Source organism: Litorimonas sp. (genome assembly GCA_029936425.1).
Lineage (GTDB): Bacteria > Pseudomonadota > Alphaproteobacteria > Caulobacterales > Maricaulaceae > Litorimonas.
Genome location: JAPYSU010000003.1, coordinates 171,316 through 183,967 on the forward strand (window position 1 = coordinate 171,316; position 12,652 = coordinate 183,967).

Here is a 12,652-nt window from a genome sequence, read left to right on the forward strand (position 1 = left end):
TATTAACAGTCCCTTACGGTTTTCTCTTTGCGGCATGGAAAGATTTCTGATAACGCCCGCCTGCAAAAGAGATAGGAGACTCCCATGGAGATTCGAGAAGGGCTTACCTTCGATGATGTCCTTTTGCAGCCCCAGGCTTCTGACATCTTACCGGCGGATGCGAACCTAAAAACGCGTCTGACGAAAGCCATTACAATCAATGTTCCATTGGTAAGCGCCGCTATGGATACTGTCACCGAAGCCCCTCTGGCCATTGCCATGGCACAAACCGGCGGCATTGGCGTCATTCACCGTAACTTGTCAATTGAAGAACAGGCCGAGGAAGTTCGTAAGGTTAAACGGTATGAGTCCGGCATGGTGGTCAATCCGATTACTATTGGTCCGGACGCGACTTTAGCCGATCTGCGCGCTTTGGTAACTCATCACAAAATTTCCGGCATTCCGGTTGTGGAAGCCGGCGGAAAGCTTGTCGGGATTGTGACAAACCGGGACGTTCGATTTGCGGATGACCCTTCAGTTTCCGTGAAAGACTTAATGACCACGGAGCTCGTGACTGTCAAAGAAGGCGCGTCAGAGTCCGAGGCAAGGGCGCTTTTACACAAACACAGAATTGAGCGGCTTCTGGTCGTTGATGACGCCTATAACTGTGTGGGTCTGATTACCGTCAAGGATATGGACAAAGCCGAGAACTTTCCAAACGCTTGCAAAGATGAAAAAGGCCGTCTGAGAGTTGCCGCTGCCTCAACCGTAGGGCAGGCAGGTTATGACAGGGCCGTTGCCCTGATCGAAGCAGGGGCAGACGCCGTGGTCATTGATACGGCCCACGGACATTCTTCCAAGGTTCTGGAAACCGTCAAGCAGTTAAAAAATGACTATCCTGCCGCACAAATCATTGCAGGCAACATCGCAACAGCCGCCGCCGCCAAAGCCCTGATAGAGGCCGGGGCAGATGCCATTAAAGTCGGTATTGGCCCTGGCTCCATTTGCACGACGCGAGTCGTTGCCGGTGTCGGCGTGCCGCAGCTAACAGCTATCATGGATGCCTGTTCAGTCGCGCACAGAGCAGGCATACCTGTGATTGCGGATGGCGGTATCAAATATTCCGGGGATATGGCCAAGGCCCTCGCCGCGGGCGCGGAATGCGCCATGGTCGGCTCGCTTCTGGCCGGGGCAGAAGAGACTCCGGGTGAGGTCTTCCTTTATCAAGGGCGGTCTTACAAATCCTATCGCGGTATGGGATCCGTTTCGGCCATGGCGAGAGGCTCCGCAGACCGATATTTCCAAAAAGAAGTGAATGATTCCATGAAGCTCGTGCCGGAAGGCATTGAGGGGCGTATTGCCTATAAGGGCCCGGTTGGACCAATACTGCATCAGCTAATCGGCGGCATTCGCGCTGCTATGGGCTATACGGGGTCCCGCACAATTCAAGATCTTCATAAGAATGCGGAATTTGTGAAAATCTCCAATGCGGGATTGCGGGAAAGCCATGTTCACGACGTTCATATAGCGCGTGAAGCGCCTAACTATTCAATGCCGAGCTAATGACTATGGGATATGAAATCTTCTGGCCGATGCTGGTTCAAATCAGCTTGTCGGTCGCCATTTTGTTTTGGCTCGCTTGGTCGCGGGTGAGCCGAATTGCCAGGCAAGGCATGTCAGAAATTCGTAAAACGGGTTTCCCAAGTCATGTTGTCAATGCAGGTGATAACTTTAAAAACCAGTTTGAAGTGCCTGTTTTGTTTTACGCGCTTTGCCTCTTCTTCTTTGTCACTGATGGAGTCACTCAGTTCGTTCTGATTGCTGCCTGGGTTTTTGTGGCCGCGCGTATTTTGCACGCTTTGGTACAGCTTACGAAGAATGTTATCTTTCCCTATCGGTTTGGAGCTTTCTTAATGAGCGCTATTGCCATTCTGGTTATGATACTGCTCGCCTTTTCTCACTTGGCGGCAATATGAGGCTCGGCGGTCGCATACAGGCGGCGGCGGAAGTCCTTGAGGATATTCTGGACCGCAAAACGCCCGCCACGATGGCGCTTCGTGACTGGGGCAAAGCCCACCGTTTTGCAGGATCAAAAGATCGTTCAGCGATTGGAAATTATGTCCATGACGCGCTTCGCTGCAAGAGCTCTATTGGGTATCGAATGGGCGACGAAACCCCCAGAGCCCTCGCGCTTGGGGCCGCCGTTTTCATGGGCGGTCATACCGTAAAAGAGCTAATGGAGGATTTTGCGGCTGACAAACACGCGCCTCAAGCTCTGAGTGAAGACGAACAGAATAAACTCAACGGGTCCATCAAATTAGAGTCAGCACCGGATTGGATAAAAGCAGACGTTCCGGAATGGCTCTGGCCCATGTTTGAAACCAATTTTGATGAAATGGCCGTCGCGGAAGGAAAAGCTTTGACGGCGCGGCCGCCGCTGGATTTGAGAGTGAATACGATCAAGGCCAAGCGGGATAAAGTGCTCTCCTCAATGAAAACAAAGGGGCTTAAGAAAACGGAGATTTCTCCTATCGGGCTTCGCGTCGAAGCGCTTGAGGGTAGCGCCCGTCTGCCTAATGTTCAAATCGAAGCGGAATACCAAACTGGAAAAATTGAAATCCAGGATGAAGGCTCACAAATTGTTAGTCTTCTGGTGGATGCAAAACCCGGCGAGAAAGTCTTGGATTATTGCGCCGGAGGCGGAGGCAAATCCCTCGCAATGGCCGCCGATATGGAAAATCAGGGACAAGTCTTTGGCTTCGATATTGATAAGCGCCGGCTTTCCCCGCTTTACCAGCGCGCGCAGCGGGCAGGGGCCTCTGTGATAGAGGTTCGTGAACCGCCCTCCGAAAGCCTTAAAGATTTAGTCGGCAAGATGGATCGGGTTCTGATTGACGCCCCCTGTACGGGCGTGGGAACTTGGCGGCGTAAACCGGACGCTAAATGGCGATTATCCGAAGAGGCTTTAGAACGCCGCAATAATGAGCAGCGTTCAGTCCTGAAAAGTGCAAAAGGTTTTGTGAAACCTGAAGGCGGGCTTTTGTTCTACGTCACGTGCTCCATGCTCGCCGAAGAGAACGAAGCGCAGGTTTACGCCTTTCTGGAAGAAAACGAGAACTTCACTCTCCTGTCGGCTGGGGAAGTTTGGGAAGAGAAATTCGGCGTCGATTCTCCTAAGCCATGGTCGGCGGATGGCTGCACACTCACTTTAACCCCGGCGGCCACAAATACCGACGGCTTTTTCTTTGCCGTAATGGAGAGAACGAAATGACCGATACGCATGAGCTCATCACCGAACAGCATGAGCAGTTGCTGATTATCGATTTCGGGTCTCAGGTGACCAAGCTGATTGCCCGGCGCGTGCGTGAAAGCGGCGTCTATTCCGAAGTCCATCCTTATAACCGCGTGGATGCGGCGCTACTGAAATCCTTTAATCCGAAAGCGATTATCTTATCCGGCGGGCCGAGCAGTGTAACCGGGATGGGGACGCCCCGCGCCGATGAAGCCATTTGGACGCTTGGCGTTCCGGTGCTTGGTATTTGTTACGGTCAGCAAACCATGTGCGCCCAACTCGGTGGTTCAGTTGAAGCCTCAAACGAGCAAGAGTTTGGCCGGGCAGATTTGAATATCATTAAAGACTCCCCCCTATTTGCGGGACTTATCAAAGTCGGCGGGGATGAACGCGTCTGGATGTCTCATGGCGACCGGGTCAGCAAAATCCCCGAAGGATTTGAAATTATTGGTAAATCTCCGAATGCGCCTTTCGCGGCGATTGCGGATGAGAGTCGCCATTTTTATGGTCTGCAATTCCATCCGGAAGTCGTTCATACCCGCAACGGGGCAATGATCCTTAGAAATTTCACCCATAATATTGCCGGGTTCAAGGGTGACTGGACAATGTCAGCCTTTAAAGATGAGATGATTGCCGCCATTCAGAAACAGGTTGGCGACGGGAAAGTTATTTGCGGTCTTTCCGGAGGCGTGGACAGCTCAGTTGCCGCCATTCTCATTCATGAAGCGATTGGGGACCAACTGACTTGCGTTTATGTGGATACCGGCATGATGCGAAAAGGTGAAAGCGAACAGGTAACATCTCTTTTTCGCGATCATTACGACATCAATCTTATTCATGTGGATGCGGGTAACGAGTTCTTAGGGTTGCTAGAAGGGGTCAGCGATCCCGAGAAAAAGCGTAAAATTATCGGCGGAACTTTTATCGATATTTTTGAACGTGAAGCAAAATCTATTGGAGGGGCAAAGTTCTTGGCGCAGGGCACGCTCTATCCTGATGTAATCGAAAGCGTTTCTTTTGATGGGGGGCCGTCTGTAACTATCAAGTCCCACCACAATGTCGGGGGCCTGCCAGAGCGCATGGATCTTGAGCTCGTCGAACCTCTTCGCGAGTTGTTTAAGGACGAAGTCCGGGCTTTGGGCCGCGAATTGGGACTTCATGCAGATTTTGTGGAACGACATCCGTTTCCCGGGCCTGGCCTGGCGATCCGATGCCCCGGAGAGATCACCGCAGAACGCCTCAACATTCTGCGCGAAGCCGACGCGATTTATCTCGACCAAATCAGAAAACACGGTCTTTACAATGATATATGGCAAGCTTTTGCCGTTATCCTACCGGTGAAAACGGTCGGCGTTATGGGCGATGGCCGGACATATGATTATGTGCTCGCCCTGAGGGCCGTCACCTCTACGGACGGTATGACAGCAGATTATTATCCTTATACCCATGACTTTTTGGGCGAAACAGCAACGCGGATCATCAATGAGGTACGCGGCGTGAACCGGGTCGTCTATGACGTCACATCCAAACCCCCAGGAACTATTGAGTGGGAATAGACGCTCATCACTCATTTTAAAAAACATCGATATGAAAGACAGCCCAACATTTAAAGTCAGTGTCGCCCCCATGATGGATTGGACAGAATATTTAACTATTTCAATGGGTTAGAGGATCTCGTGTGCAATTTGTGTGCAGTGCGAAAAAGTTTTAGGCTGCAAATTTCAGTGAATTTGGGGTAGTTTTAGTGCGCTCTAAGGAACTTAAATTATCTCATTTCTAGGCATGTCATTATTGACATTACTAACCCAATGGGTTATGTATGATTATGCAAACTGTTGCTGAAACACCAATGTTTATCAAACAAGCTGCAAAGTTATTTTCAAATGCGGAGAAGAAAGCTGTAATCGATTTCTTGGCCGCAAATCCATATGCTGGAGACCTAATTCCGCATACGGGCGGCGTGAGGAAGGTCAGGGTTCCGGCATCAGGGCGTGGTAAGCGGGGAGGTGCACGCGTAATTTATTATGTCTTCAATGAGGACGCACCGCTCTATGCTTTGTTGGTTTATGCAAAGAAACAGAGCACGAATTTAACACCGGAAGAAGCGAAAGCCGTGTCTGCCTTCGCTGAAGCCATAAAGGCGCACTATAGGAGTAAATCATGAGCACTTTTGGAAAAGATCTCATCCAGTCCATGCAGGAAGCTCTTGGGCATGCCAGAGGGGAAGAGAATGAAACTGTTTTACACGCCGTCGATATTGAAAACATTGACGCAAAAGCTATTCGGGCCAAATTGCGCCTAACCCAAGAACAGATGGCACTGATGCTTGGTACGAGTTTGTCTGGCTACAGAAAATGGGAGCAGGGTCAAAGACAGCCTTCTGGGGCTGCAAGGGCATTACTCAAAGTAATGGATAAAGAGCCACAAGCCGTTCTAAGAGCTCTAGTTGGCTAAAGGTTCGAGTCCGCAAGCAGGAGGCTAACCAAATATAATAAGCAAGCAAAAACAATAGCTTATAAAAGATAAACGTGAAAATGTGTGACGTTTTGTGGACAAAATGTGTGACGTTTTTAATACGCTATACGATGATGTTACTGTATGACTTTTAGAGTTCTCACCTTTTTTCCAGTGGGCGACGAACCATTGCTACATCAGATGCAATACGGAAGAATTTTTTTGTGATTTTCCAATCTAAAGCCCACGGGCAATAATTTCCTTCATTATTTCCGACGTGCCGCCATAGATACGTGCCACACGGGCGTCGACCCATGACCGACTGATACGATATTCGCTCATATAACCATAGCCGCCATGGAGTTGCAGAAATTCATCCAGTAATTCGTTTTGCAACTCCGACCCCATCAACTTTGCCATAGCCCCGCGTTCAGCGCTTAAATTGCCTTCAAGAAGCCGCGTCAAGCAATCATCCACGAAAACGCGAAGCATGGTGGCCTTCGCCTTGCATTCAGCTAGCGTAAAACGAGTGTTCTGATAGTCGAACACAGGCTGACCAAACGCATGCCGTTCCCGTACATATTCAAGAGTTTCATCTAACAGAGCAAAGATACTCGCAGCCGCGCGGATGCCGATAATAAGACGTTCTTTTGCGAGTTGATGGGTCAGATACTTGAAACCGACATGAGGTTCACCCATCATATCTGCATCTGTCACTCGCACATTGTCGAAGAACAATTCGCTAGTATCTTGCCCTTTAAGTCCAATCTTCTCTAGACGTTGGCCTTTGCTGCAGCCTTCAAGTTCATTATCGACGAGAAAAAGAGTGATTTCTTTTCCTCTAGGTGTCGGCTCCAACTTCGTCGCAAGGATTGTAACGTCCGAATTTGCCCCGTTAGAAATGAACGTTTTCTGCCCGCTGATTAGATATCCGTTTCCGTCAGGTTTGGCTTGGGTTTTGATGCCCCGAAGGTCGCTTCCTGTGCCTGGTTCAGTCAGTCCGAGCGCGCAAATTTTCTCGCCCTTAGCCATGAGCGGCAGCCATTTCTTTTTTTGATCTTCGGAACCGTAGGCCAGAATATACGGAGCAGAAATATCGGAGTGGGTGGTGAAGCCAACAGCGGTTGCATTCACTCTAGCCAGTTCTTCGATAAATACCGCAGAATGGCCAAAATCCCCGCCTGGCCCCCCGTATTCCTCTGGAATCGTGATGCAGAGAAAACCTTGCTCACCCGCCTTTTTCCACACGGATTTGGGGACAATCCCGTCTTTCTCCCATTCAGCATGATAAGGAACAATTTCCGCTTCGATAAAGCGGCGCACCTGATCACGGAACATTTCATGATCTTCGCGATAGACATTACGTGCATCTGGGTGGGGATGTTCTGACATTATTTACCTATCCTTGAATTCTGGAGATCGTTTTTCGATGAAAGCGGAGACCGCTTCTGTATGATCTTCTGTCTTATGAGCCAGCGCCTGGTAAGCGGCGGATATTTCTAACAATGAGTCCAGACGCATATGCTGGCCTTCGCGCAGCAAACGTTTTGTCATACGCGTGGAATGGCCGGGGTTTGCCGCGATGCGCGAGGCGATGTCGATAGCGCGTTCCATGAGATTTTCCGAGTCAGTGATTTCCGTAATGAGATCCCATTCAAGCGCTTGCTTGGCATCAATTCGGTCTCCAGTCAGAGCCATAATGGTCGCTTTGGGCAGACCAATGACGCGCGGAAGAAGCCAAGCCCCGCCGTCTCCCGGAACAATACCCAGTTTGACAAAACTCTCGGCAAAAATCGCGCGATCGACAGCGATACGGATGTCACACATACAAGCCAAATCAAGCCCTGCGCCGATAGCGGCGCCATTCATTGCAGCAATTACAGGGACGTCAATGTCATAGAGCGCGAGTGGGATTCGCTGAATTCCGTTCCGGTATCCGGACCTTATATTATAGGCAGAACCGCCAAACATACCGGATTTGTTTTGCATGTCCTTGATATTGCCACCAGCGCAAAATGAACGGCCTTCGCCCGTTAATACGATGCAATGAATTGTCTCATCTTTGCGCACGAGTTCGGCTAACTCGACGAACGCGTCCATTTGCTCGGGCGTTGATAAAGCGTTGTGCGTATCAGGGCTATTCATGCGAACGATAAGTATCGAGCCTTGGCGCTCTTGTAGTAAGAAGTCTGACATAGCGATCTCCATTTTTATTATGCCCATCGGCTTTGCGTAATTGCGGGCCAAAGTGAACCAGCGCCACGCTGACAGGCTTCCCCTCCTAATATGTCAGCCCAGTACGTGGCTGTTCCAAATTCCGCTCGCCATGACCAAAGCCGTTTTGAATAGTAGTGGAGATGGTATTCGTGCGTGAATCCGATGGCTCCATGAACGCTGTGAGCAAAGCTTGCGCCGTCGCTAGCCGCTTCGCTTGTGATTTGTTTGGCTACGGGTATGGCTATTTCGTCAGCAGCGAATGTTGGTTCATGAAACGCCCTGTCAGCGGAGGTGTAGCTGAGTACAGATTTTTCAGCCAGTTGGGCAATCATCTGTTGGATGGCTTGGAATTTGGCAATCGGCCTTCCAAACTGTTCCCTTTCCGACGCATATTGGGAGGTCATGTTGGTTATCGTTTCAAGGGCGCCCGCAATTTGAGCCGAGCGCATTAATGCACCGCCGCGTAAAATTGCACTTTCATTCATTCCAAGTGGAAGGGCAGCGGTTTGACGCGGTGTCGTCATATCGAACGTGAGACTATCGCGGGGTTCTTGTGCAATGTTCTTTCCTGTTACAGTTGACGCGGCATCTTCTGAGGCAACCAGCGTAAAATGCAGGACATTTCCATGTCGCGCTAAACAGAGAATATGGTCAGATTTTATACCCCAAGGGACGCCCCTGAGCCTGCCGGATACCTGACCTCGGGACAATGTGAGAATATCCTGGGAAACCGTCGTTATGCCATTAGGAATCTCAATGCCGCACAGATCTAAAAAGTAATTGGCTAGCATGTTTTCGGCCATTGGAATTGGAGCTGCGTATTTACCTGCTGCGAGTACAGTCGGAAAAACTTCGCTGAAACTTGCGCCGGTTCCACCTGACTCTTCACGTACGAGGGCCAGTGTCAAACCGGACTCAGTGATGATGTTCCAGAGTGTATCCGGCCAAGCATCCTCTCCGCCACGGTTGGAAGCATCCAATCCGAGATTGTCGGAAAGAATCTTTTCAGCCGTTTGTGCAAATAACTGTCTCATTGTCTCACCTATCGCAATCCGAGGCCGCGGGCGATTATACCGCGCAGGATTTCACGAGTGCCGCCGCGCAGCGAAAAAGAAGGGGCTGTTTGGATCAGAAAAGCAAGCACCTCCGCATGGGGATCATCACTGGAAATACGAGGCTCCGTATCTAGAACAATCTGGGCAAGTTCAGGGATTTCTTGTTCGAATGCGTTGCCCATATCTTTAACACAGGAAGCATGCCAAGTGGGGTTCTCACCGGCATCAAGCTGAGCCGTGATCCCGAGCGACATCGCGCGTAAGGCGTGAGTTTTTGCAAGCATTCTGCCAATCTCACGCCTTTGCAATGAATTGGCCTCTGGGCCTACAGCATTAATCAAAGTCTTTACAACTGCGATTGAAGACAGAAATCGTTCAGGTCCACTGCGCTCAAAAGCGAGTTCAGCCATAACTTGCTGCCAACCCTGACCTTTGACGCCAATAATTGCATCCTCTGCAAGCTCAACATTTTCAAATATGACCTCGTTAAAGTGTTCGTCCCCCGCGAGATCTTTAATTGGACGGATATTGACACCCGGAAGGCTGAGATCGATTATGACTTGGGACATACCCGCATGTCGGTTATCCGATGGTGGGGCTGTCCGAACCAAAGCAATCATGTAGTGACAATTATGTGCATTTGTGGTCCAGACTTTTTGTCCGTTGAGTATCCAGCCGGTCTTGGTTTTTTCGGCTTTCGTCCGAATGGACGCCAGATCTGAACCGGAGTTCGGCTCGCTCATCCCAATACAGAAATAACTGTTGCCCTGACATATAGGAGGAAGATATTTTTTCCGTTGTTCTTCGGTACCAAAGTTGAGAATCAGCGGCGCGCTTTGTCTGTCGGCAATCCAATGAGCGGCCACAGGAGCGCCAGCTGCAAGCAACTCCTCAATGATGACGTATCTGGCATATGCCCCCATGTCTTGCCCACCATATTTTTTAGGCATTGTCAGACCAAGCCAGTTTTTCCGGCCTAGGGCTTTTGAGAACTCCGGGTCATGACCGGACCAGGAATAGGCCTGCTTACGTGGTGATCTATCGTTCACTGTTTCGTTCAGGAACTCTCGGACTTCTTGACGAAGGTGTTCTACGTCATTCGGAATGTCGACAAAATCGAGTTGAGGGAGGTTCATGAGTTTTCCTGAAGTAAGGTGATCGGGCTCAAGCTCGACGGTTGAAAATCAATCCAGTCAAAGTCGTCCCGGCAAAGACGGCCAGGGTTTTGATTGAAGTCCAGGATTGTGCCGCTAACCCGCAGTGCCTTCTTCGAACGTTCTTTCTGCTGAGAGTAACAGAAACCCCAATCTTCGGCATGTAACTGTTTATCGAGGTTCTTCGCCCGTCCCATTGAGATCATGGAGCACCTGCGCAGGGCAAGGGCGGCCTCACGCTGTTCGGAATCCAGATTATTGAACGCCCATTTAGCAAATCCCGAACGCAGGTTTATGCCTTGAAACTTCTCGGGAGCTATAATGGTTTCATATTCCGCTTCCCATTCTAGGACGAGCTGATGATCCCGCAAAATCTGGGCGCGATATTTGCCTGAAACTTGATTATTATCACGATCAGACACGAAAATATCATATCTACGTCGCGTTATTCCCATCAGAATATGCGCTCCGCACATACCCGATAAATCCAGAAGGTGCGTACAGTTTAAGCGCGCATCCGCAGCGCGATGTACGGAGGCAGAAAATGCATTTAGTGGCGTACCGACCAGCGACTGTAAACCATCTTCCGCCCCCGGACAGGTCACATAGGGAAAACGAATTGCTGTACCCTGAATTGATTTGATTTCGGAGTCATCAATCGTCATTTCAAGCCGAAAATGGTGAAAGTCATCCTCAAGGCAAGCTCGAGCCAAAGTATGACCATCGGAACCCGTTTGGCCGGCTAAAATTATTGTTCGGTGAAATCCTTGCAACTTTTTCTCTTGTTTACTTAGGCAATCGAGCTTAGATATATTAAACACTATTTAGAGAAATGTATAGAAAATAATTAGGAAAGCAAGAGGATTAGGGATGGCACAATCTGGATGGAGTCTAGGGCAGCAAGATACGGTCATTGATGCGCTCGCGCGGGCTGTTTCGAAATATCCAGAAAAAACGGTTCTAGACTTTTCCGGTGAGACATACACCTATCAGGAACTGGATCGATTGACGACACGATTCGCTCATGCTCTTTCTGATCTGGACGTGAACCCGGGCGACCGGGTTGTTTCAATGCTTGATAACAATATTGATGCCATCGTCACATGGTTGGCGGTCAATAAACTCTGCGCCGTCAGTGTGCCGCTTAATACGGCGCTGCGAGGTGCTTTTTTGCGCCATCAAATCAGCGACGCCAGCGCTAATATTATAATCTGCGAAGCCGACTATTTGGACCGCGTCATTGCGATTGCAGATGAGGTGCCTGATTTAAAAACAGTCCTCGTACGCGGAAACCCGGCCTCGGAACATGCAACCCGCTTGGATGTACGGCAACTTTCAGAGCACCGGGGCCATTCCGATGCGACGATTGACAAGAAGCCGCGACCAGAAGACTTGGCGGCGTTGATTTACACATCCGGAACGACGGGGCCATCCAAGGGGTGCATGCTCAGTTATAATTATATGTGTAATCTGGCTCGCCAACAGTTGAACGCAGCGCCTATTGAACATGATGATGTTTTATGGACACCACTTCCGCTGTTTCATTTAAATGCCCTGTCAACGGGATTCATTTCGACCATATTGGTCGGCGGAACTGTTGCCTTTTCACCACGTTTTTCTGTATCTGGGTTCTGGCCAGCGATTGAGAAATGCGGTGCTACGGCGATTTCAATTCTGGGCGCGATGGGGAACTTGCTAGCCAATGCCGACGACAACGATGCGATGCTGCGCTGTAAGGGACAAATCCATACAGTGCGCGGAAATCCGTTTTCCGAGGAAATGAAGACGACATGGCGGGAACGCTTTGGCGCCAGACAAGTTGGATCGAACGGATACGGTCTGACAGAAGCTGCTGTCGTTACAACAATAGGGGCCGGGGAATATGCAGCGCCCGGTTCCTCTGGAAAAATATCGCCTCAATTCGATGTCCGAATTGTTGACGACAATGATGTAGAAGTACCGACGGGAACTTCCGGTGAAATTATTATTCGCCCATTGCAGCCCAATATTATGTTCCAAGGATACTGGCAAAGACCCGAAGCAACAATGAAGGTCATGCGAAATATGTGGTTTCATTCCGGTGACATTGGCAAATTTGATGAAGACGGTTTCTTCTATTTTGTCGACCGCAAAAAGGACTATCTTCGTCGCCGGGGAGAAAATATTTCGAGCTTCGAATTAGAACAAACGTTTTTGGAGCACCCAGCTATTGAAAATGTTGCTATCCATGCCGTGCCATCAGAAATCATTGAAGATGACGTGAAACTCACAGCGATATTGAAACCCGGTCAATCCCTTGATGAGAAAGCCCTTTGCCTATGGGCGGTAGAGCGAGTGCCTTATTATGCCGTCCCGCGTTATATCGAATTTCGGGATACATTTCCCACCAATCCTCAAGGCCGCGTTTTGAAGTACCAACTCCGCGAGGAAGGGGTCACGAGTAAAACTTGGGACATTGAAAAATCCGGCATTAAATTGACAAAACGATAGCCTGGAATCTT

The 12,652-nt window shown here is 49.8% G+C and carries 12 protein-coding genes; 7 read left to right on the plus strand and 5 right to left on the minus strand.

What is annotated here, in order from left to right; all coding sequences use genetic code 11:
* Nucleotides 1–84 precede the first annotated feature (84 nt).
* The 6 genes from guaB to ACN0IC_RS04090 all read left to right on the plus strand — a co-directional run bounded on the left by guaB (nt 85) and on the right by ACN0IC_RS04090 (nt 5,725).
* Entirely contained in the window at nt 85–1,542 is a 1,458-nt protein-coding gene (gene guaB / locus ACN0IC_RS04065) for an IMP dehydrogenase (RefSeq protein ID WP_416877480.1), read from the plus strand.
* Nucleotides 1,542–1,955, plus strand: a complete 414-nt coding sequence (locus ACN0IC_RS04070) for an MAPEG family protein (RefSeq protein WP_416877481.1) — start codon at nt 1,542–1,544, stop codon at nt 1,953–1,955. The genes guaB and ACN0IC_RS04070 overlap by 1 nt, the downstream gene beginning before the upstream one ends.
* Nucleotides 1,952–3,250 carry an RsmB/NOP family class I SAM-dependent RNA methyltransferase gene (locus ACN0IC_RS04075; protein ID WP_416877482.1) on the plus strand — a complete coding sequence of 433 codons (1,299 nt, stop codon included), beginning with the start codon at nt 1,952–1,954 and terminating at the stop codon, nt 3,248–3,250. The genes ACN0IC_RS04070 and ACN0IC_RS04075 overlap by 4 nt, the downstream gene beginning before the upstream one ends.
* Nucleotides 3,247–4,827, plus strand: a complete 1,581-nt coding sequence (gene guaA, locus ACN0IC_RS04080; RefSeq protein WP_416877483.1) for a glutamine-hydrolyzing GMP synthase — start codon at nt 3,247–3,249, stop codon at nt 4,825–4,827. The genes ACN0IC_RS04075 and guaA overlap by 4 nt, the downstream gene beginning before the upstream one ends.
* 263 nt (nt 4,828–5,090) lie before the next feature.
* The gene (locus ACN0IC_RS04085) at nt 5,091–5,435 is read left to right on the plus strand and encodes a type II toxin-antitoxin system RelE/ParE family toxin (RefSeq protein WP_416877484.1); all 345 of its coding nucleotides are present in this window, start codon (nt 5,091–5,093) and stop codon (nt 5,433–5,435) included.
* Complete coding sequence (locus ACN0IC_RS04090; RefSeq protein WP_416877485.1) at nt 5,432–5,725, plus strand: helix-turn-helix domain-containing protein; 294 nt, start codon at nt 5,432–5,434, stop codon at nt 5,723–5,725. Before ACN0IC_RS04085 ends, ACN0IC_RS04090 begins: the two co-directional genes overlap by 4 nt.
* A 237-nt stretch (nt 5,726–5,962) precedes the next feature.
* Here ACN0IC_RS04090 and ACN0IC_RS04095 read toward each other — a convergent pair whose 3' ends face one another.
* From ACN0IC_RS04095 to ACN0IC_RS04115, 5 genes are read right to left on the minus strand one after another with little or no spacing between them, the layout of a single operon-like run.
* Nucleotides 5,963–7,117, minus strand: a complete 1,155-nt coding sequence (locus ACN0IC_RS04095) for an acyl-CoA dehydrogenase family protein (RefSeq protein WP_416877486.1) — start codon at nt 7,115–7,117, stop codon at nt 5,963–5,965.
* A gap of 3 nt (nt 7,118–7,120) precedes the next feature.
* Nucleotides 7,121–7,921, minus strand: coding sequence for a crotonase/enoyl-CoA hydratase family protein (locus ACN0IC_RS04100; protein WP_416877487.1), 801 nt, complete (start codon nt 7,919–7,921; stop codon nt 7,121–7,123).
* 17 nt (nt 7,922–7,938) lie between these two features.
* Nucleotides 7,939–8,976 (minus strand): acyl-CoA dehydrogenase family protein, encoded by a 1,038-nt coding sequence (locus ACN0IC_RS04105; RefSeq protein ID WP_416877488.1) that lies wholly within the window; start codon nt 8,974–8,976, stop codon nt 7,939–7,941.
* Between the two features lie 8 nt (nt 8,977–8,984).
* Entirely contained in the window at nt 8,985–10,133 is a 1,149-nt protein-coding gene (locus tag ACN0IC_RS04110) for an acyl-CoA dehydrogenase family protein (RefSeq protein ID WP_416877489.1), read from the minus strand.
* Complete coding sequence (locus ACN0IC_RS04115) at nt 10,130–10,924, minus strand: DUF2889 domain-containing protein (RefSeq protein WP_416877490.1); 795 nt, start codon at nt 10,922–10,924, stop codon at nt 10,130–10,132. Before ACN0IC_RS04115 ends, ACN0IC_RS04110 begins: the two co-directional genes overlap by 4 nt.
* 97 nt (nt 10,925–11,021) lie before the next feature.
* Here ACN0IC_RS04115 and ACN0IC_RS04120 point away from each other — a divergent pair, with 97 nt between their 5' ends.
* The gene (locus ACN0IC_RS04120) at nt 11,022–12,641 is read left to right on the plus strand and encodes an ATP-dependent acyl-CoA ligase (RefSeq protein WP_416877491.1); all 1,620 of its coding nucleotides are present in this window, start codon (nt 11,022–11,024) and stop codon (nt 12,639–12,641) included.
* Nucleotides 12,642–12,652: the final 11 nt, after the last annotated feature.